Origin of the sequence: Flavobacterium sp. KACC 22758 (genome assembly GCF_028736135.1) — a bacterium.
Taxonomy (GTDB): Bacteria; Bacteroidota; Bacteroidia; order Flavobacteriales; family Flavobacteriaceae; genus Flavobacterium; species Flavobacterium johnsoniae.
In genome coordinates, this window is sequence record NZ_CP117878.1 from 4,048,266 (window position 1) to 4,069,556 (window position 21,291).

Below are 21,291 nucleotides of genomic sequence, written 5' to 3' on the forward strand. Positions count from 1 at the left end.
ACTCCGCTCAGGGTGACAAACTCAATAATAATCTGTAACTATATTTTTATTTCCTGTAATAATTGTTTCATTGCTAAAGCCCCTCCAGCAATACTTTTTACATTTTTAAATTGATGTTTTTGAAGCAATTCTACTGCGATTTTACTTCTAATTCCGGACTGGCAGAAAATATAAATCGTTTGGCTTTTATTCAGTTTTTCGATTTCTTTTTCTAAATGCATTAACGGAATCTGAAATTGATTTTTCAAAGTAATTTTTGGCGATTCATCAATATTTCTAACATCAATAAAAAGAAGCTCATCTCTGTTTATTTCATCTAAAACAGATTCAAAGCTTACTTCTTCAACTTCCCATTTATTGTATTTTTCTTCGAATGTTTCTCTGCTTATCGATTGAAAATCACTTTTATCAAAATCATATTTTTGCTGTTCGTTATTCAAAATATTATAGACTAATACTTTACCGCTTAAAACTTCTCCAATTCCAAGAATCATTTTTAAAATTTCATTGGCCTGAAACATTCCAATAATTCCAACTGAAACTCCAATTACGCCTGCATCTTCACAATTTAAAGCATTCGAGTTTTCATCTGGATACAAACATCTGTACGTTGGTCCGTTTTGATAATTAAAAACCGAAACCTGTCCCTGAAATCTAAAAATAGATCCGTAAACCATTGGCTTATTAGTTATCAGACAAGCATCGTTTATTAAATATTTAATCGAAATAGTATCTGTCGCATCTACAACAATATCATATTTTTCGAATAAAGTAAGAACATTTTTTCCTGATAATTTCTCCGAAATGGCTTTTACTTTTACCAGCGGATTCAATTCAGAAATCATTTGTTTGGCTTCTTTTGCTTTAGATTTTCCAACTGCCGAACTTTTGTAAATTACCTGACGGTGTAGGTTTGAAATCTCAATAACATCATCATCAACAATTCCAATCTCTCCTACTCCGGCTGCAGCTAAATATGGCAGAATTGCGGCACCCAAACCTCCGGCTCCAATAACCAAAACTTTAGCTTTTGCTAATTTGTGCTGCCCATCTTCCCCAATTTCAGGAAGAATCATTTGTCGGTTATATCGATTTGATGTTTCCATACTCTTTATCCTCCTGCAAACGGCGGTAATAAAGCAACAATATCACTTGTCTGCAAAGTGTAATCTGCTTTTTTTGAAATTATTTTTTGATTGACTGCCACGCTGAAAGTAAGTGAATCAAACTCATATTTTTCGTTTAAATCCTGCAATAGTTTTTGCAGAGACAATTCTCCGGAAAAAGATAATTTTTCGAATTCGCATTTTGTTTTTTCGGCAACAGCTCCAAAATATTTAATCTCGATCATTTTTATAAATTTAAATTCTGAAAAATGAATTCGTCTTCAAAATGTTCCTGAAAATAGGAAATCCAGCTCGAAGTATTTCTCACTACTTCGCCAATCACAATAATTGCTGGCGATGATATATTTTTTTCAGCAACCAATTTAGTGATTGTATTGATAGTTCCAATCACTTTTTGTTCTGAATTTTTTGTTCCGTTTTGAATGATGGCGATCGGTAAATCGTCATTTCTGTTTTCCTGATAAATCGAAATGATTTCGTTCAACTTGTGCATTCCCATCAAAATAACCACTGTAGCTGCCGATTTTGAAGCCAAATGAACATCTTTTGATAATTTATGATCGGATGTTGTTCCTGTAATAACCCAGAAACTTTCGGCAACTTTGCGCTGTGTTAAACTAATTCCAACCGAAGCGGGAACTCCCAAAGCCGATGAAATCCCGGGAACAATAGCAGTTTCAATTCCGAAATCTTCTGCAAACTCGATTTCTTCGCTTCCTCTTCCAAAAACAAACGGATCTCCTCCTTTTAAGCGCACAACGTGTCCGTGAGTTTTTGCCATTGAAACGATCAAATCGTTAATTTGATCTTGTGTGTATGCATGGCATCCTAATCGTTTTCCAACAAAAACAATTTCTGCATTTGATGCATATTCTAATAATTCTTCGTTGACTAAAGCGTCATACAAAACTACATCGGCACTTTTTAAAGCTTTTATGGCTTTCATCGTAATCAGCTCAACGTCGCCCGGACCTGCGCCAACAATTGTCAATTTTGGTGTTTTTAAGTTTTGCATAATCTTTAACTTAAATTGATATTCAGATCATTTAATTCGTCGGCTGAATTAATATTGGTCAAATGAAAATTTTCGCTTTCTTCTATATTTAAAATCTGATGCGGTACTTTTGCCAACAAATCCATCATTTTCAATTCATCAGCTTCAATTGCACTTTTGATAATCGGAAGAATTTTTTTTGAATAAATTCCAATTAATGGATGTGTTTTACTTTCTGAAGCAAAAACAGTAATACCGGCTTCTTCGGTATGTTTTGATATTAATTCCTGTAATAATTCGGTTGAAATTAACGGAATATCACAGCTTAAAATCAGATTGAATTCGGTTTCAGAATGGGATAATGCGGTATAAATGCCGCCTAATGGTCCTTTATCTAAAACCAGATCCGGTATTTTTTCATACGGCAGATAATCGTATTCTTTTGATGCTGTAATTAATTTTATCTGCTCTGTAATAGGCAGAATTGCCTGAATTATATGTTCAATAAACGGTTTGTGCTGAAACAAAACCAATCCTTTTTCTGACTGCATTCTGGAGCTTTTTCCTCCGCAAAGAATAAATGTTGTTAGTGTTTCCATATCGTTCAGGTTTTGTTTTAAACACATAGAAACATAGTTTTTCTTTGTGTTTAAAGGCGTTTCACTTGCATAAACAAACATAGACTATGTGTGATAACGAGTTATCTATTTAATCTTTTTTTAATATAAAATCTATGTTTCTATGTGTTTAAATTCTTTTTAATTTCAAGGAAAAATCAATTTGATGCTTGCCATCAAAATCACAGTTCCTAAAACCATTTTTAATGTTCTGTTTGAGAAAGAGCCGCTACCATAAAATCCGCCAAGCATTCCTCCTACAACAGCAATTGGAACAAGATAAAAACTTTCTATTGGGATCGTTTTTCCTCCCAAAAAGAAACCCAGCATTCCTGCAGTCGAATTCACAAAAATGAACAGACTTGAAATCGCCGCCGATTCTTTTACAGATGCCCATCCCAGAAATAATAAAATTGGACTTAGAATAATACCGCCGCCAATTCCCAGCATTCCTGATAATAATCCAATTGCAAAACCTATGGCTAAAGCAAACGGCAGGTTTATTTTTACTTCTTCTTTTTCTTTAAAATTAAATACGCCAAATAATCTTAGTGCAGCAAAGACTAATACAATTCCTAGTACGATTTTATAAATTGCATTATCCAGTGTTATAAAACCTCCTATAAACGCCGCCGGAATTGACGCTATAGCAAATGGATAAAACAGTTTGGGCTTGAAATAATTTTTACGATAATAAAATAAGAACGAAATACTCGAAACAAACAAATTCAATAATAGAGCCGATGGTTTCATGATCGAAACCGGAAAGGCAAATATGCTCATCAAAGCCAAATATCCTGAAGCTCCGCCGTGCCCAACACTTGAATATAAAAATGCAATTACGATTAAGGCAAAACTGAATAAAAATATATTTTCGGAACTTAGGAGACTCATTTTTTTGTTTAATCGTTTATTTGGTTAACTGTTTAATCGTTTTTCTTGCTATATGTTTTTATTTATATACCGTTTTTCATCATCTTACTCAAAAATCTATTCCCTTTATTCTTGACTCTATTTTCATAAAATCTAATCAATTGGCAGTAAAGTTACTAATTGTCCTTTTTTGTATTCTTCTATATTTTGAGGAACTATTAATAAACTATTGGCCGCTGCAAATGTATTCAGCATGGCTGAGCTTTGACTGCCTAAGACAGTTACATTAGTTTCGTCGTATTTTGCTTTTAGAAATAATGTTTTCCCAGTATCATTTTTAATATCTGAATTTAACTTTCGAACTAATTTTGTTTTATGAATTTCAGAAAATCCTATTCTGTTTTTTATAGCCGGCAGTACATAAATATAAAAATTAGTCAGCGATGAAGCCGGATTTCCCGGAAGGGCAAAAACCAAAGTTTCATCTTTTGAACCAAAGAACATTGGTTTTCCCGGTTTTTGATTGATTTTATAAAAAAGTTCTTTTACTTCGTTTTGTAATAAAGCTTCTTTTACAAAATCATAATCTCCAACAGAAATGCCGCCGGAAATAAGAACAATATCATATTTTTTTAAAATGCTTTTTAAAGCTTTTTTTGTCGCTTTTAAATTATCTTTTACGTGATAAACTTTTGTTTTTTGAATTCCGATAGTCTGAAGCGCTGCTTCAAGCATAATTGAATTACTTTCAAAAATCTTTCCTTTTTTTAGTTTTTTTCCCGGTTGTACTAATTCGTTTCCTGTTACCAAAATGGCGACTTTAGGTTTTTTATAAACCTCAACTTGTGTAATTCCTAATCCAGCCAGAAATCCTATTGCGGCAGGACTAAGCAGTGTTCCTGCCTCAAAAACCACATCATTTTTTGCAATTTGTTCTCCTTTTGGACGAACGTTTGAAAATTTTTCCGGCATTGCAGCAATCAAAATTGAATTTTTGTTTGCCATTACGTTTTCCTGCATTACAACTGTATCTGCATCATCCGGAACAAAAGCACCGGTAAAAATTCGGATTGCTTCGGTATTTTTTATTTTTATATTATTGTGATCTCCTGCCTGAGATGTTCCAATTATATCGTATTGGTGTCGAATACTATGTGTAAAAGCGTATCCATCCATAGCCGACTGGCGAAATGGAGGCATATTAATTGGCGAAATTACTTTCTCTGCCAGAACATATCCCAAAGCTTTATGTATTGAAATCTGCTTTGTGGACATTTTAGTGCTATTCGCTTCAACTAATTCTATGGCTTTACTAACTTCTATCATTTTATTCGAGTGAAAAAAACTAAGTATAAATACTTATTACAAATATAAGTATTTATTCGTAGGATGGTTAAAAAAATTAAATTTTATTTTATACTGTATAAAATTACTCTAATTTATTCAAAATCAACTTTCAAAATGAACCTTGTTTTTATTATAAATTACATTTCAAGTCTAAAATTACCTTTTTATTTCTCTTTTGAGCTTCATTCTGGATATTTAAAACGGTATTAAACAATTAAAAACAAGTAAAAAATACTACAATTTAACGAGCGGGTTATAATTTTTTTTAACATTTTAAAAAACTGCAAAACTGCTTACAAACCCTTGTAAATAATGGCCTCAAGCAAAAAATATTTTTAAAATTTTCTTTTAAAACACTTCCCTTTTCAAAAAAAAGCAAACATTTTTTTGGTTTTTATTATATTAAAATTAACTTTGTCTATAGGATTAGTAGAGTTTGTAAATAAATATTTGAAACCAAAAAAACTATATTGTGAAAACAGCCGAAAGCATATCGTATTATATTCTTCCTAAAAAATATACTTATAACACTTTTTGTTATATGTGCTTCTGTTGTTAATTACCAACACTACCCATTCGTTTTATAAAGATTGATACAGAATCTAAAAAACGAAATCTCAATTTCACCACCTGATTATTTTTACTGAATTACAAATATCTAATTGATGCCTAAACTGCAGCAAAAGATTTTGAATATATCTGTGTTTTAAAAAGAAAAAAATTAACCAACTAAAAAAACTAAAATGAAAACAATGCAAAGATGCTGCTGTAAATAAAAAGAAAAGCCATTTCTGCGGCAACAGAAATGGCGGGGCTTAAAGAACATTTATCACTAAATCAAGGAAACAGTTAGAGGGTTGAAAATTCAACGCTCAGGGCGCCTTGTTAATTATTTAAACCATTACAAAGAAATGAAAAAAAATATAAACCTCATTTTATGGGTTACAATTTTGTTAACATCCCTGCAATTTCAGGCACAAAATACAACACCGCTTATTCAGTCAAAACTCGACGGAACTGTAGTCGATGACATTACAAATCAGCCTATTATAGGCGCATCAGTAAACATTAAAGGTACAACACACGGCGTGCAGACAGATACTGAAGGAAAATTTTATTTTCAGACGGGTCAGAAATTTCCTTACACCTTAATCATTAGTTATATTGGATATAAAAAACTCGAAATTGTAGTCGAAAAAAATCCGGTTATCATTCATCTAAAAGAAGAAAGACAAGAGTTAGATGAATTAGTTGTTGTAGGTTACGGAACTCAAAAAAGAAAAGATATTACAGGCTCAGTAGCTTCGGTGCCAAAAGCCAACTTATCTCAAGTAACCTCATCGGCAGATAATTTACTTCGCGGCGCAGTATCTGGTGTGGTAGTTACACAAAGTTCTGGTCGTCCGGGTGCATCTTCGAGCGTGCGTATCCGCGGCGGAAACTCTATTACAGCAGGTAATGAACCCTTATATGTAGTAGATGGAATTTTAATTTACAATGATAACAATAATAGTTCTGCCGGAGTTTCTAATGCCGGAGCGAGTTTAAATGTTATGTCGACAATAAATCCCGGCGACATTGAATCTATTGAAGTTTTAAAAGATGCTTCGGCAACGGCAATTTATGGTTCCCGCGGTGCAAATGGTGTGGTAATTATTACTACCAAAAAAGGAACAAAAGGTCAGGACAATATTTCATATCAGGGATATTTTGGAGTGCAGAATATTTCTAAAAAACTTCATATAATGAATGCCAGCCAATGGGCAAGTTTAAGAAACGATGTTCAGGCAAGTATTGGTCAGGCACCTTCGTTTACTGATGCTCAAATCGAAGCTTTTAAAAATTCAGGAAGCTACGACTGGCAGTCGGCTGCGTTTAGAAAAGCAACTCCGGTACAAAACCATCAATTGTCATTTTCTGGCGGCGACGAAAGATCCAGATACTCCATTTCTGCGGGATATTTTGATCAGGAAGGAATTGTTTTAGCATCAGATTTTAAAAGAATTTCACTTAGAGCCAATTACGAAAAAAATTATTCTCAGAATTTCAAATTCGGCGTAAATGCTAACTACAGCAATTCTGTATCAAATGGCGTGGGAACAAACAGCAGCGGCGGAAGAAATCCAAACCCGTTAGTAAGTGTTTTACTAACTGCTCCGGTTGTTCCTATCAGAAATCCTGACGGAAGTTACAACGTAACCAACAATCCGTATGCGACATCTGTAAATGGTTTTGTTCCAAATCCGATTAATGATTTAGAAAACACAATAAACGAAACCAAAATCAACAGAATCTTAACGAGCTTATTTGGCGAATACAAAATCACTAAAAAACTGACGGCAAAAGTAGCGGTAAGCGGCGACGTTATTAGTACAAAACAAAATTATTATGCTCCGTCAAATACTTCAAATGGTGCCGGAACAAAAGGTCTGGCTTCTATTGGAGATCGATTAGTAAGTTCAGTATTAAATGAAAACACATTGAATTACAACACCAACTTTGGCGAAAATCATAAATTTTCCGCTTTAGGAGGTTATACATTACAATATACTAAAGGTGAAGTCGTAACAGCAGGATCCAATACGTTTGTAAACGATGCGAATACTTATAATGCTCTGCAGGATGGTGTAGCTGTAAAACCATACAGCGATGCTTTTGAAAGTGTACTGAAATCATGGCTGGCAAGAGTCAATTATTCATATAGAGGAAAATATAATTTTACACTTTCTGCACGTGCCGATGGTTCTTCAAGATTTGGTTCAAAATCCCGCTGGGGTTATTTCCCATCTGCAGGTTTCTCCTGGAATATTACTGATGAAGAATTTGCTAATAACATAAAAGGCGTAACCGAAGCTAAACTTAGAATTACAGCCGGAACAACAGGAAACCAGGAAATTGGAAATTACCTTGCCCTGGCTCAAATGGGATCTGTAAATTATTCTTTTGGAGGCACTTTATACACAGGACTAGCTCCTACCCGACTGGCTAATCCGGATTTAAAATGGGAAAAAACAGATCAGTATAACGTTGGTTTAGATTTATCATTATTAGACCGAAAAATCAATTTTGTTTTTGATGTGTATTACAAAAAAACAAATGATTTATTAATCAGTGTTCCTGTGCCTTTAACTTCTGGATATGCAACTGTACTTCAAAATATTGGCGGTGTAGAAAATAAAGGTATCGAGATTGGTTTAAATACAGAAAACCTAAAAACAGAAAAATTCTCATGGAATTCTAACATTGTTTTTTCTGCAAATAGAAACAAAGTTACTTCTATTGGTAACAGTGTAGATCAGTTCTTTCCTGTTGTACCAAATGGTTCATTATTACAGCAGCAGCCTGTAACGGTAAAAGTAGGTCTGCCGTTGGGAACTTTCTGGGGATACAAAACAAACGGAATTTTCCAGACGCAGGAAGAAGTGAATACGCAGCCAAAAATCAACAGTTTGGCCAATACAAAAGTTGGAGACAGAAAATATGTTGATACAAATGGAGACGGCGTAATTACGGCTCTTGATAAAGGAGATTTAGGTTCGTCTCAGCCAAAATTTGTGGGCAGTTTCAGCAACACGATTTCGTATAACGATTTTGATTTGAATTTCTCTTTTCAGGGATCTTACGGCGGCAAAATCTTCAACGCTTTAAATCAGCAGTTAGAAATTTCAACTCTTGGAACAAATGCTAATGTGACTCTTGAAGACCGCTGGACACCGACAAACCCAAGCAACGAAATTCCGAGAGCGACAAGTTCACCACTTGGAATTGTTTCTGAGCGTTATGTAGAAGATGCTTCTTTCTTACGCTTAAAATTAATCACACTGGGGTATACATTACCAAAAAGCGCTTCTAAAAAACTGGGAGCGAAAAGTGTTAAATTCTATGTATCGGCAGAAAATTTAGTGACCTGGACAAAATATACAGGCTATGATCCTGAGGTAAGTTCATACGAACAAAACAACTTATATCCGGGAATTGATTTTGGTTCTTATCCAAACGCAAAAACATTCATCTCGGGCCTGAACGTAACTTTCTAAGTAAAAAAAATATAAAATGAAAAAGAGTATTATAACATTCCTTTTTAGTGCCGGTTTATTAGTAGCGTGCACGGACCTTGAGGTAACACCAACCTCATTTGTTACCGAAGATCAATACTTCGTAACCCAAGACGATGCCGTTGCAAGTGTAACTGCCGTATATGCTTCATTAAGCCTTGATCCGGGTGAGCAGAGTTTATTTGGAAGAAACCTATATTTCTTAACCGATATGGGTTCTGATTATGCTGCTGCCGGAGTTTCGGCAACAAACCCGCAGGTTAGAGCGATGAGCAGTTTAACTCATGATGCCACTAACGACCGTGTTCAGGTAGCGTGGAGACAAATTTATGCAGGAATCAACAGAGCCAATGTTTCTATTGATAATATCCCAAAAGTATCAGGATCTGAAGTCGTTAAGACAAGATTAATCAACGAAGCCAAATTTATTAGAGGTCTTCTTTATTTTCAGGCTGTTCGTATTTGGGGAGGCGTGCCAATTGTTCTGCATGAGCCTACTACAATCGAGCTTGAAAGTTTAAAAACAAAAAGAAGAACTGTAGACGAAGTGTATGCCCAAATTATTTCTGACTTAACAGCTGCAGAAGCACTGCCTGCCACATATACTGCTGCAGATGCAGGACGCGCAACATCTGGTGCGGCAAAAGCAATTTTAGCAAAAGTTTATCTGACAAGAAAAGACTGGCCTAATGCAATTTTAAAATCGAGAGAAGTAATTAATGGAGGTTACGGATATGCATTATTCGAAAACTTTCAGGACATTTTTACTAAAACAAAAAAGAACGGAAAAGAACATATTTTCTCTGTTCAGTTTGAGCCGAATCAGGCCGGAAACGGATCAAGCGGCAGTACGTTTCAAGCGACTTCTTTTACAGGTTTTACAGCAACAGAACCGGCAGATATTATTTCGGATGTAGCTTTGTTTTATGATATTTATGCTCCCGGAGATACCCGCAGAGATGTAAGTTATGCTAAACAGCTGTTGAACCCAACAACCGGAACATTGTACACTTTTCCTAAACCAATTTTTAAAAAATATCTGGATTTAACCAATTTGGCGACACCAGGAAACGTAGCAATCAATTTCCCTATTATTCGTTATGCCGACATTTTATTGTCTTTGGCAGAAGCCATAAACGAACAAGGCACACCAACTCCTGAAGCTTTTGAACTGCTGAATCAGGTGCGAAGAAGAGCTTTCGGAAAAGCCATTACAACACCAGACCCAACAGTAGATTTAGCTGGATTAGATCAGGCAGGTTTTAGAGCAGCCATTCAGGAAGAACGCAAAAAAGAATTCGTTCAGGAAGGACAGCGCTGGTTTGACTTAGTCCGATGGGGAACTCTGGTTACCGAAGTGAAAAAAGTAACAGCTAAAAATTCAGTTTCAGAAAGAAACAACCTTTACCCTATTCCACAAAGTGAAAGAAATATTGATCCGGCAGGTTTGCCGCAAAACCCTGGATATTAAACTTGAACCATAAACCAAAAAACTATTAAAGATGAAAAAAATTATGAATAACGCTATAATTAAAAGCTCTAAAAAAGGGCTTTTGATTACTGCAATTCTGGTTGCACAACTAGGAATTGCACAAGAAAAAGAAGAATTTAAAGGTACAATTGGCAAAACACTGGCTGATTCTAAAGAATACTGGCCAGATCCGGTAAAAGCGCCAAAAGGTGCTCCAAACATTGTCTGGATATTATTGGATGATGTTGGATTTGGAGCTTCAAGTGCTTTTGGAGGTTTAATCAATACGCCTACTTTTGATAATCTGGCAAATAACGGTTTACGTTATACAAACTTCCACACTACTGCTATTTGTGCGCCAACACGTGCTGCATTATTAACCGGAAGAAATTCTGGAAGAGTTCACGTAAGCGGCTTTTCTCACACTGTTTTATCAGCTGGTTTTCCTGGCTGGGACGGAAGAATTCCTTCGGATAAAGGAACAATTGCCGAAATTTTACGCGACAACGGTTACAACACTTTTGCCGTTGGAAAATATGGTGTAACTCCTGATGAAGAAGCTACAGACGCAGGACCATTTGACAGATGGCCGACTGGAAAAGGTTTCGATCATTTTTACGGATTCCTGGGTTCGCAGACAGACCAATACAATCCTGATTTAGTGGAAGATCAGACTCATATTAAACCTGACGGACGCCATTTAAATGAATTGATTACAGACAAAGCCATCAGCTATATTAAAACACAGCAAAAAGCGGCGCCGGGAAAACCTTTCTTTTTATACTATGCGCCGGGAGCTGTTCACGCACCTCATCAGGTAGCTGAAAAATGGAGCGACGCATACAAAGGTAAATTTAACGAAGGTTATGATGTGTACCGCGAAAAAGTTTTAGCGAATCAAAAGAAATTAGGAACTGTTCCTGCTAATGCTGTATTGCCAGAACGCAATCCGCTTATTACAGAATGGAAAAAACTAACTCCTGACCAAAAGAAAGTGTACGCAAGATTCATGGAAGTTTATGCCGGATTCCTGACTTATACGGATTATGAAATTGGAAGAGTGGTTAATTATTTAAAAGAAACCAATCAGCTTGATAATACTCTGATTTTTGTGGCAATTGGAGATAATGGAGCCAGTAAAGAAGGAACTTTGCAGGGAACGATCAACCAGAGTTTATTTTCACAAGGAAAATCAGATGAAGAAAACCTTCAAAGCAATTTAAACAACATTGGCGAAATTGGAACTGCAAAAGGTCTTAATACCAACTATCCTTTAGGATGGGCGCAGGCAACAAACGTTCCTTTCAAAAACTGGAAACAAGATGCACATTCTGAAGGAGGAACCCGCAATCCGCTGATTGTATTTTATCCAAACGGAATTAAAGACAAAGGCGGTATCAGAAATCAATACAGCCACGTAACCGATTTACTGCCAACGACTTTAGATATTGCAGGAATTACTGCTCCGGAATATATCCGAAATATTAAACAAGATATTATTCAGGGATCTACATTCAAAGCTTCATTGGATAATCCAAAAGCAGAATCTTTACACAAAGTTCAGTACTACTATATCTTTGGCAACAGAGCTATTTATAAAGACGGATGGAAAGCTGCTGCTGCACATTTACCAGATTCATTTGCCGTAAAACAATCATTAGGTAAAAATGAAAAACCTGCTGCAAGTAATTTTGATACTGATGTTTGGGAATTATACAACCTAAACGAAGATTTTAACGAGCGCATCAATCTGGCTAAAAAGTATCCGGAAAAACTGGCTGAACTTCAAAAATTATTTGACGAACAGGCAAAAGAAAACAATGTGTATCCATTAATTGACTGGCAGGATGTGTACAACAGAAGAATTCACAATACTGCTGCTGACAAAGGTAAAACATTACAAGATTTGGTAAAACAAGTAACCAAACCAGCTGATACAGGAAGCAGTAATTAATGTATTCTTGACCTGCAGAATTAAAAGTTCTGCGGGTTAAAAATTTCTGACTTTAAACAGAATTATAAAATAAATTGCAAAATTGGTAAAAGATACATTATAAATACTACTAATTCTATAGAGATAGAATATTTTATTTACATTTATACCACAAATAACTGATTTTCAATAAAAACAAAATAAAATTTATAAAATCATGAAACGAGTAGACTACGAAATTATAGGAAAGAAGATTGTAGTAGGAGCAATTTTATTTCTGGTTCCACTGGTAATTTTAGCCGGGGGTTTAGTATTAATTAATCAATTTTTAAAATAAGAAATCATGGCAATAGTTCAAAAAGAAAAATTAACAAGAGATTTAGCGATCAGTTTTTTTATTTATTCACTGCCGGTAGCGGCAATTTACCTTTATTTTAAATTAACGGGCGGAGCGGTAAGCGAATCGCATATTACACTGCCTTCGTTTTTAGAATTTGCAAAACCGGCATTCGAAAATATCCGCACCTGGGGATTAACCGTTTTCATGGTAGTTTTGGGAATTATAGAATTTGCTGCAGGTTTATATGATGATGAATGGACTGGCGAAGAACGCAAAATAGACATTGTTTGTTTCTTAGCTCCAAAATTGCTTTTACCGCCTGTAATTGCTTTTTTCAGCTTAACAGCCTTACCATATTTATTGCCAGATGCAGCAAATGCATTATCATGGGTTCCGTTTTGGGGAGGATTTTTCTTAATCGCAATTGCCGATGATTTAACGCAGTACTGGTACCACAGATTACACCATCAGGTTCCATTTTTATGGCGTTTTCACAGAACGCACCATTCAGCTCCGTACATGGGAATGGCAATGGCATCCAGACAAAACTTTATTTATACAATTTTCTTTTCGCAGATTTATTTAACAGCAACCTTAACGTATTTAGGTTTAGGATTACCAGCTTTATTTGTTTTGGTAATTAAAAGTTTCATCACATTAGGTGCGCATTCAAGTATTGCCTGGGACAAACCATTTTATAAATACAAAGTTTTACATCCAATTGCATGGGTTTTAGAAAGATTGATTTCTACTCCGGCAACACACCACGCACATCACGCCGATACAAGCGGAGACGGTGTTGGTCATTTTAAAGGAAATTTTGGAAACATGTTTTTCATTTGGGACATGATTTTCGGAACCGGATTAATCACTCGTAAATTCCCGGAATCTTACGGAACAAAATCATACAAACAAGAAGAATGGTACGCACAATTTTTATGGCCGATATTCAAATCTAAAAAAGAAGGAAGTTCTCTTGCCGAAGGCGTATTGTCATTTCCGTTAAAAGCCAAACCAGTCGAAAATACTGTTGAACAGCCAGTCGAACAAACGCCGGTTTTAGAGCAGGCATAATCTTCAAAAAAATAAGTAAACATAAAGTACGGCAGTGTATTCAAAATTAACCTTGAATACGCTGCCCGCTTTTATCAAAACATTTTCATTATGAAAAATAATAAAATCAAAAACAGCATTACAGCCTTGATTCTGCTTTTTGCAATCGCGGCATTTTCGCAGAGTAAAAGCTCCAATACCGTTTCGCTTGATATTTTCTACAGCAAAATTCAGGCAGAAAAAAAGCCTCAGATAATTGATGCGCGAGGTCCCGAAGAATTTGCTTTAAACCATATTAACGGCGCAGTAAACTTCAATTTAGAATCAAAAAATTATGCCGAACAAGTTGCAAAACTAGACAAATCAAAACCCGTTTTCACCTACTCTATTGGAGCAGGAAGAAGCGTTTGGCTCGCCGATGAATTATTAAAAAACGGTTTTAAAGAAGCCTATAGTCTGGAAGGCGGTATTGCCAACTGGATTGGAAACGGAAAACCTTTTTATGCCAGTTCCAAAAGCAAATTAACCCTTACAGAATACAATAAAATCGTTGCTGACAACAAAACTGTTTTGGTCGACATTGGATCGAAATACTGCGGCGCGTGCACAAAAGTAAAACCCGTTTTAGAAACGATCAAAACACAATACGGCGAGAATTTAAAAATCGTAGAAATTGATCTTGAAACCAGTCCGCAGGTAATTGCCGATTTAAAAACGATTAAAGTTTTTCCAACTCTGATATTATATCAAAATGGCAAAATTGTTTTCAAAAAAGATGGTTTCAACGATTTAAAAAAAGATGTTGATGTGGCTTTGGCTTCTAAATAAACTTAATTCAAAACTAAACTAACCATAATGGCAGTCTATAAAAAAATAACCAAAATTGTAATATCCATTTTAATAGTGCTTCTTATTCTGGCTGCATTTTTATTCTGGCCCATTAATACCGATGGAACGTTAATTAAACCCGACCAAAAATTAGCCGAAGGAAAAGCAGCATTTCTTTCCCAGAAAGATACTTCCGCAGCTTCAGAAAAAAAGCCCAACATTATCATTCTCCTTGCCGATGATTTAGGCAAATATGATATTTCTTTATACGGCGGAAAATCAACGCCAACGCCACAAATTGATTCACTTGCTGCATCTGGCGTAACTTTTACAGACGGCTATGTTTCGTCTTCTATTTGTTCGCCTTCGCGCGCCGGATTGTTAACGGGCCGTTATCAGGAACGTTTCGGACATGAATATCAGCCCGGAGACCGATATCCTAAAAACAACTTAGAATATTATGCTTTTAAGTATCTTCTCAATACAAACAGCTGGCGTTTAAATCCAAAAATTGAATATCCAAACGATGCCTCAATCGCTACTCAGGGACTTCCAAAATCTGAAATTACTTTTGCTGATTTAGCAAAAAAACAAGGTTACAGTACCGCCATTATTGGGAAATGGCATTTGGGGCACAACAAAGGATTTTTTCCTTTAGACAGAGGCTTCGATTATCATTACGGTTTTTATCAGGCGTTTTCGCTTTTTGCGCCGGAAGATAATAATCCGGATATTATCAACCATCACCATACCGATTTTACCGATAAAACGATTTGGGGTAATGGCCGTGTAGGAACTGGACAAATCCGCCGTGACAGCACCATTATTGACGAAAAGAAATACCTGACTGAAAAATTTGCAGAAGAAGCCGAAGCTTTTATCGATAAAAACAAAAACAAACCGTTTTTGCTTTACGTTCCATTTAATGCGCCGCACACGCCGTTTCAGGTTCGTAAAAAATATTACGATCGTTTCCCAAATGTAAAAGACGAAAACAAACGTGTTTATTTTGCCATGATCAGCGCTCTTGATGACGCTATTGGAAGAATCAGGGCCAAAGTTAAAAAAGAAGGTCTGGAAGAAAACACCTTAATCTTCTTCGCCAGCGACAACGGCGGTGCCGATTATACTTATGCGACAACAAATGCGCCATTAAAAGGAGGTAAATTTTCTCATTTTGAAGGCGGTGTAAATGTTCCGTTTGCACTTTCGTGGAAAGGAAAAATAAAACCGCATACTATTTATAAAACACCTGTAAGTTCACTGGATATTTTCAGCACAATTGCAGCCGTAACACATTCAGGCTTGCCAAAAGACCGTGTTTACGACGGAGTTGATTTAGTTGATGTTGTCAATAATAATAAACAAGCACATCAAAATTTATACTGGCGTTCCGGCGATGCAAAAGCTATTAGAAGCGGTGACTGGAAATTAATCATCAGCGGTAAAACCCATGAAACCTGGTTATACAATTTAGCCAAAGACAAATCTGAAACTACGGATCTGGCTTCAAAAAATCCTGAAAAAGTAAAAGAATTACAAACTGCTTTACAAAACTGGGAAAAAGGATTAATTAAACCTTTATGGCCAAATCTAACTTATTACGAATTCGACTTTGGTAAACAAAAATACTTTGTTGATCTGTAATTAAACATAACAAACCCGACAGGTTTTTCATATCAAAAATAAATTACCTCCAGCAGTAGCTGGAGGTTTTAAAAATTAAAAGTAAAGAAGGCTTTAGCCAAACTTTTTATTCGGCTAAAGCCTTTTCTGTTTGCAAATTGGTTACCTCTAGATGAAGCTCGAGGCAATTGAAATAAAATCTTAGAATCGATAATTCTTAGAATAATCAAATCAAAAATATGTCAACTCAATCTAAAAAATTTAATATCCACGAAGACTGGACTGTTGTAATTCTGGGATTTATAATCATCGGGATTTCACTTTTTATATTTCTTCCCGAAGTTCCCGTTTTTAACTGGTCAAACCCTGCCGATTTACAAACAAAAGTATTCGATCTTCAAAACCTTGAAATTCTTTTTATTCAATTTATATATTTTATTTCCATTGGTACGCTGGGTACTTTTTTGATTGGAAGACCTGTAAGATATTTTCTATTTACTTTTCCTGTAGTATATATCTTAACTCTAATTGCCCTTATTCTGGCTGGAAATGCAGCCATAAAATCCATCAATCTCGAAGCTGTAATTTTTAGTTTGATAATTGGTTTGGTCATTGGCAACTTTTTTAAACTTCCGGAATGGTTTCGCTCTGCACTTTCTACAGAAGTTTTTGTAAAAATTGGACTGGTTTTATTGGGAACCAGTGTTATTTTTTCAGATATTTTAAAGGCAGGATCATTAGGCTTAATACAGGCATTGGTTGTTGTTATATCTGTCTGGTATTTTGCCTTTTGGCTTTGCCGAAAATTAAAAGTCGATGACGAACTCACAATGATGATTTCTAGTGCTGTTTCTATCTGCGGTGTTTCTGCCGCAATTGCAACATCGGGCGCGATAAAAGGCGATTCTAAGAAATTATCGTACGTTATTTCAATTGTTTTGGTAACCGCAATTCCCATGATGATTTTCATGCCCATTATTGCCAGATACTTCAATTTTCCCGAAGAAGTAACCGGAGCCTGGCTGGGAGGCAGTATCGACACATCTGGAGCTGTTGTGGCTTCTGGAACTTTGGTTGGCGAAACGGCTTTAAAAATCAGTACAATTGTAAAATTCTCTCAAAACGTTTTACTCGGATTAGCTGCTTTTGCCATTTCGGTTTATTGGACGTATTCGCATAATACAACATCGGAAGCTGTCGAATCCAAACCAACTTTAAAAGTAATCTGGGAGCGTTTTCCAAAATTCGTAATCGGATTTATTGCTGCTTCTCTCCTCTTTTCATTTTTAATTACGCCAGAAACCAGAGACAGCGTTAAAGACAGTTTAAAAAACCTGCAGGGAATTTGGTTTGCATTGGCTTTTACAAGCATAGGTTTAGAAACCAATTTTAAAGATTTATTGAGCAATAACAGCCGTATACCATTATATGCTTTTTTAATTGCACAGTTATTCAATGTGATTGTTACATTGATTATTGCATTTTTGCTTTTTGGGTAGTAGTTGAACCGCAAAGCGCGCTAAGTTTTACGCTAAGCACGCTAAGTCATTGCGAGGAACGAAGCAGTCACATTAACAATTAGCTGCAAAGCTTGATTAAACAAATGAGATTGCTTCATTCCTCGCAATGACATGCTTTGTATCTAACAGACAACTAAAACTTTAAAAAACAACAAATTACAACCTAAAAACATACCTATACCCTATTACATCACATCTTTTTTTCAAAAAAAGTAAAGAATAATTTGGTTTTTACAATATTAAATATAACTTTGTCTATAGAATTAGTAGAGTTTAAAATTAAAAACTTACATTTTGAAAACAGCAGTACACAATACGTTTCACATTCTTCGTAAAAAAAACACTTATAACGCTTCTTGTTATATGTGCAGCTGTTGTTAATTCTTCCATTTATGTTCGCTTTCAATCGGTTTAAAATTAAAATCGGGACACATCAAAACGAACTGCATCTATCTCAAATTCTATTGAAATATCATTTGAAGCCTGTGCTTCAAAAGTTATTACTTTATACTAAATCAAAAATGAAAATGGAGACGACAAACTAACATTCTTTTTGATTACTAAAGGTCATTTCTGCGGCAACAGAAATGACCTGATTTAAAGAACATTTATCACTTACAAAAACAAAAAACAACACACAAAAAAGTACATTACAATGAATACAAAAATTACAAAACTTCTGTTTTCCATTCTCTTAACCGGAGCTTTCACTTCTCACGAGTCAAATGCTCAAACCGAAACAAAACCCAATATTATACTGATTTTGGTTGACGATATGGGATATTCAGATTTAGGAAATTATGGTTCAGAAATTAAAACTCCAAATCTCGATAAACTGGCTTCAGAAGGTTTACGTTTACGCGAATTTTACAACAATTCGATTTGTGCGCCAACAAGGGCTTCTCTCCTAACCGGGCAATATCAACATAAAGCCGGAGTTGGATTTTTTGATGTAAATTTAGGTTTACCTGCTTATCAGGGCTACTTAAACAAAGAATCTTTAACGCTTGGAGAAGTTTTCCGTTCTGGCGGTTACAGCACACTTTTATCCGGAAAATGGCACGTGGGTTCTGAAGATCAGGCGCAATGGCCGAATCAAAGAGGATTTGACAAATTTTACGGAATCTTAAAAGGCGCCTCAAACTATTTTGACACCAAACCGCTTCCATTTGGAAAAACACCTTATCCGGTAAAATTAATCCGCAATAACGAAGAACTGCATCCAAAAGATGATTCGTATTATTTTACAGATGAAATTGGAAATAATGCAGTGACTTTTTTAGACGAACAAAACAAAGAAAATAAACCTTTCTTTTTATACTTAGCTTTTACCGCGCCGCACTGGCCGTTACAGGCAAAACCAGTTGACATTGCCAAATACAGAGGAAAATTTGATGAAGGCTGGGATGTTTTAAGAGAAAAAAGAATCCAGAAACTAAAAGCAAACGGCATTTTAACGGCAGACCAGACTATATCGCCAAGAGATCCTGAAGTTCCGGAATGGAATAAACTAACGTATGACGAAAAGCAATTCTGGAAAGCTAAAATGGAAGTTTATGCCGCAATGGTCGACAATATGGACCAAAATGTGGGTAAAGTTCTTGACAAATTAAAAGCTTTGAAAAAAGACAAAAATACGCTGATTATTTTCATATCAGACAACGGCGCACAAGGCGGATTTAATACGTATAATCCGCTGGGAAGAGGTTTGGTTCGAAATGATGGGCCAGTTGGAACTTCGGGTTCATTTGATTATCAGGAACAAAACTGGGCTTATTTATCGAATACGCCGTTGCAGCAATATAAAAACAATATGCACGAAGGCGGTTTTAGTTCGCCGTTTATTGCCTGGTATCCGTCAAAAATCAAAGCGGGCAGAATTGATAAAGGAACCGGACACATTATTGACCTCGCTCCTACTTTTTATGAACTAGCCGGAATTGAATACCCAAAAGAATATAATGGTGTGACGACAAACGCCCTGGCTGGAAAAAGTTTGTTACCTGTTTTATTTAATAATGTTTCACAGGTCGACAGAGGCGCACCATTATTTTGGGAAAGAGCCGGAAACAGAGCCGTCCGCGATGGAAAATGGAAGTTGGTTTCGATTTATCCTTCTTACGAATGGGAATTGTATGATCTTGAAAAAGACCGAGGCGAAACTACAAATGTAGCACAGCAGAATGCGGGAATCGTAAACAAACTTTCGGCTTCATATTTTGAATGGGCAGACAAAACGGGAGTTGTAGAATACAGCAAATTCAAACTAAAACCAGAAACAATGCCGGGCGGTGCAGCGCTGAAAAAATAAAATTATTAATTTAAACACATAGAAACATAGATCTTTTTTCTTGAGATAAAGATTAAAAAGATGACAGGTCACCACACATAGTCCCGATAGCTATCGGGATAAGTTAATGCAAGTGAAACGTCTTTTTTTAAGTGTCGAAATTCTATGTTTCTATGTGTTTAAATTACTCAATAATTGAAGTTTAAAAATATCAAACACATGAAATATCAAAACATTTTAGAAACCATTGGCAATACGCCGCACATTAAGCTCAACAAGCTTTTTAAAACCCATGAAGTATGGATTAAATTAGAAAAATCAAATCCGGGATCGAGTATCAAAGACAGAATTGCTCTGGCTATGATTGAAGATGCAGAGAAAAAAGGACTTTTAAATCCGGATTCTATTATTATTGAGCCAACATCTGGCAATACCGGAATTGGACTTTCGCTTGTGGCAGCCGTAAAAGGATATAAAGTAATTATTGTAATGCCGGAATCAATGAGTGTTGAACGCCGAAAAATTATCGAAGCTTATGGTGCCGAATATGTATTGACACCAAGGAAAAAAGGAACTTCTGGAGCGGTTGAAAAAGCAAATGAACTGGCATCGACTATTAAAAACTCTTTTCTGCCTTCTCAATTTACCAATCGGGCCAATGTTGAAGTTCACGAAAGAACAACGGCACAGGAAATTCTGGCCGATTTTCCAGACGGTATTGATTATTTGATCACAGGAGTTGGTACAGGCGGACATATTACCGGAGTTTCTAAAATTTTAAAACAGCATTTTCCAAATCTAAAAACAATTGCTGTAGAACCTGCCCTTTCTCCAGTTTTAAGCGGTGGTATTCCTGCTCCTCACCCATTGCAGGGAATTGGCGCCGGATTTATTCCTGAAGTTTTTAACCGTGAATATGTAGATGAAATCGTAACGATCGAAAAAAATGATGCTTTTTCATTTGCTAAAAAACTAGCAAAAGAGGAAGGCATTTTTGGAGGAATTTCTACTGGAGCGGCATTAGCTGCGGTTTCTAAAAAAATAAAAAATATTCCGGAAGATGCCGTAATCCTGACTTTTAATTATGATACCGGAGAACGTTATCTCTCTGTAGAAGAATTATTCGATTTTTTCTCCTAAAAAACATAAAATCAAAACATTACAATAAAATAAAGCCTGTAATTTTAAGAAATAAATCTTAGAATTGATTAAAAATA

The 21,291-nt window shown here is 35.6% G+C and carries 15 protein-coding genes; 9 read left to right on the forward strand and 6 right to left on the reverse strand.

Annotation, left to right across the window (positions count from 1 at the left end):
• Positions 1–38: 38 nt before the first annotated feature.
• The 6 genes from moeB to PQ462_RS16885 form a co-directional block, all read right to left on the reverse strand.
• Entirely contained in the window at positions 39–1,106 is a 1,068-nt protein-coding gene (gene moeB / locus PQ462_RS16860) for a HesA/MoeB/ThiF family protein (RefSeq protein ID WP_274250873.1), read from the reverse strand.
• 5 nt (positions 1,107–1,111) lie between these two features.
• The gene (locus PQ462_RS16865) at positions 1,112–1,351 is read right to left on the reverse strand and encodes a MoaD/ThiS family protein (RefSeq protein ID WP_274250874.1); all 240 of its coding nucleotides are present in this window, start codon (positions 1,349–1,351) and stop codon (positions 1,112–1,114) included.
• A 2-nt stretch (positions 1,352–1,353) separates the two neighbouring features.
• Entirely contained in the window at positions 1,354–2,142 is a 789-nt protein-coding gene (gene cobA, locus PQ462_RS16870) for a uroporphyrinogen-III C-methyltransferase (protein WP_274250875.1), read from the reverse strand.
• A gap of 5 nt (positions 2,143–2,147) precedes the next feature.
• Complete coding sequence (locus PQ462_RS16875) at positions 2,148–2,720, reverse strand: molybdenum cofactor guanylyltransferase (RefSeq protein ID WP_012026607.1); 573 nt, start codon at positions 2,718–2,720, stop codon at positions 2,148–2,150.
• A gap of 165 nt (positions 2,721–2,885) precedes the next feature.
• Positions 2,886–3,632, reverse strand: coding sequence for a sulfite exporter TauE/SafE family protein (locus PQ462_RS16880; protein ID WP_274250876.1), 747 nt, complete (start codon positions 3,630–3,632; stop codon positions 2,886–2,888).
• Positions 3,633–3,764: 132 nt separating this feature from the next.
• Positions 3,765–4,937: a molybdopterin molybdotransferase MoeA gene (locus PQ462_RS16885; protein WP_274250877.1), complete on the reverse strand. Its 1,173-nt coding sequence runs from the start codon at positions 4,935–4,937 to the stop codon at positions 3,765–3,767.
• 932 nt (positions 4,938–5,869) lie between these two features.
• Between PQ462_RS16885 and PQ462_RS16890 the strand changes: the two genes are divergently transcribed.
• The 9 genes from PQ462_RS16890 (at position 5,870) to cysK (ending at position 21,214) form a co-directional block, all read left to right on the forward strand.
• A complete protein-coding gene (locus PQ462_RS16890) occupies positions 5,870–8,995 on the forward strand; it encodes a SusC/RagA family TonB-linked outer membrane protein (protein WP_274250878.1) in 3,126 nt (1,041 codons plus the stop codon).
• Positions 8,996–9,011: 16 nt separating this feature from the next.
• A complete protein-coding gene (locus tag PQ462_RS16895; protein WP_274250879.1) occupies positions 9,012–10,484 on the forward strand; it encodes a RagB/SusD family nutrient uptake outer membrane protein in 1,473 nt (490 codons plus the stop codon).
• Positions 10,485–10,515: 31 nt separating this feature from the next.
• Positions 10,516–12,438, forward strand: coding sequence for an arylsulfatase (locus tag PQ462_RS16900; RefSeq protein WP_274250880.1), 1,923 nt, complete (start codon positions 10,516–10,518; stop codon positions 12,436–12,438).
• A 322-nt stretch (positions 12,439–12,760) separates the two neighbouring features.
• Positions 12,761–13,831 (forward strand): sterol desaturase family protein, encoded by a 1,071-nt coding sequence (locus tag PQ462_RS16905; RefSeq protein WP_121360569.1) that lies wholly within the window; start codon positions 12,761–12,763, stop codon positions 13,829–13,831.
• Between the two features lie 90 nt (positions 13,832–13,921).
• On the forward strand, positions 13,922–14,638 hold the full coding sequence (locus tag PQ462_RS16910) for a thioredoxin domain-containing protein (protein ID WP_274250881.1): 717 nt from the start codon (positions 13,922–13,924) through the stop codon (positions 14,636–14,638).
• 27 nt (positions 14,639–14,665) lie between these two features.
• Positions 14,666–16,285 carry a sulfatase-like hydrolase/transferase gene (locus PQ462_RS16915; RefSeq protein WP_274250882.1) on the forward strand — a complete coding sequence of 540 codons (1,620 nt, stop codon included), beginning with the start codon at positions 14,666–14,668 and terminating at the stop codon, positions 16,283–16,285.
• 218 nt (positions 16,286–16,503) lie between these two features.
• The gene (locus PQ462_RS16920; RefSeq protein WP_274250883.1) at positions 16,504–17,763 is read left to right on the forward strand and encodes a YeiH family protein; all 1,260 of its coding nucleotides are present in this window, start codon (positions 16,504–16,506) and stop codon (positions 17,761–17,763) included.
• Positions 17,764–18,439: 676 nt separating this feature from the next.
• Positions 18,440–20,095 carry an arylsulfatase gene (locus PQ462_RS16925; protein ID WP_274250884.1) on the forward strand — a complete coding sequence of 552 codons (1,656 nt, stop codon included), beginning with the start codon at positions 18,440–18,442 and terminating at the stop codon, positions 20,093–20,095.
• Between the two features lie 198 nt (positions 20,096–20,293).
• The gene (gene cysK / locus PQ462_RS16930; protein ID WP_274250885.1) at positions 20,294–21,214 is read left to right on the forward strand and encodes a cysteine synthase A; all 921 of its coding nucleotides are present in this window, start codon (positions 20,294–20,296) and stop codon (positions 21,212–21,214) included.
• The last annotated feature ends 77 nt before the right edge of the window (positions 21,215–21,291 follow it).

Excerpts from the sequence above, each read along its gene's own strand:
- PQ462_RS16900 (WP_274250880.1), top strand. The coding sequence starts at position 10,516 with ATGAAAAAAATTATGAATAACGCTATAATTAAAAGCTCTAAAAAAGGG.
- PQ462_RS16905 (WP_121360569.1), top strand. The coding sequence starts at position 12,761 with ATGGCAATAGTTCAAAAAGAAAAATTAACAAGAGATTTAGCGATCAGT.
- PQ462_RS16885 (WP_274250877.1), bottom strand. The coding sequence starts at position 4,937 with ATGATAGAAGTTAGTAAAGCCATAGAATTAGTTGAAGCGAATAGCACT.
- PQ462_RS16920 (WP_274250883.1), top strand. The coding sequence starts at position 16,504 with ATGTCAACTCAATCTAAAAAATTTAATATCCACGAAGACTGGACTGTT.
- moeB (WP_274250873.1), bottom strand. The coding sequence starts at position 1,106 with ATGGAAACATCAAATCGATATAACCGACAAATGATTCTTCCTGAAATT.
- PQ462_RS16915 (WP_274250882.1), top strand. The coding sequence starts at position 14,666 with ATGGCAGTCTATAAAAAAATAACCAAAATTGTAATATCCATTTTAATA.
- PQ462_RS16865 (WP_274250874.1), bottom strand. The coding sequence starts at position 1,351 with ATGATCGAGATTAAATATTTTGGAGCTGTTGCCGAAAAAACAAAATGC.
- PQ462_RS16925 (WP_274250884.1), top strand. The coding sequence starts at position 18,440 with ATGAATACAAAAATTACAAAACTTCTGTTTTCCATTCTCTTAACCGGA.
- PQ462_RS16875 (WP_012026607.1), bottom strand. The coding sequence starts at position 2,720 with ATGGAAACACTAACAACATTTATTCTTTGCGGAGGAAAAAGCTCCAGA.
- cysK (WP_274250885.1), top strand. The coding sequence starts at position 20,294 with ATGAAATATCAAAACATTTTAGAAACCATTGGCAATACGCCGCACATT.
- PQ462_RS16910 (WP_274250881.1), top strand. The coding sequence starts at position 13,922 with ATGAAAAATAATAAAATCAAAAACAGCATTACAGCCTTGATTCTGCTT.
- PQ462_RS16895 (WP_274250879.1), top strand. The coding sequence starts at position 9,012 with ATGAAAAAGAGTATTATAACATTCCTTTTTAGTGCCGGTTTATTAGTA.
- cobA (WP_274250875.1), bottom strand. The coding sequence starts at position 2,142 with ATGCAAAACTTAAAAACACCAAAATTGACAATTGTTGGCGCAGGTCCG.
- PQ462_RS16880 (WP_274250876.1), bottom strand. The coding sequence starts at position 3,632 with ATGAGTCTCCTAAGTTCCGAAAATATATTTTTATTCAGTTTTGCCTTA.
- PQ462_RS16890 (WP_274250878.1), top strand. The coding sequence starts at position 5,870 with ATGAAAAAAAATATAAACCTCATTTTATGGGTTACAATTTTGTTAACA.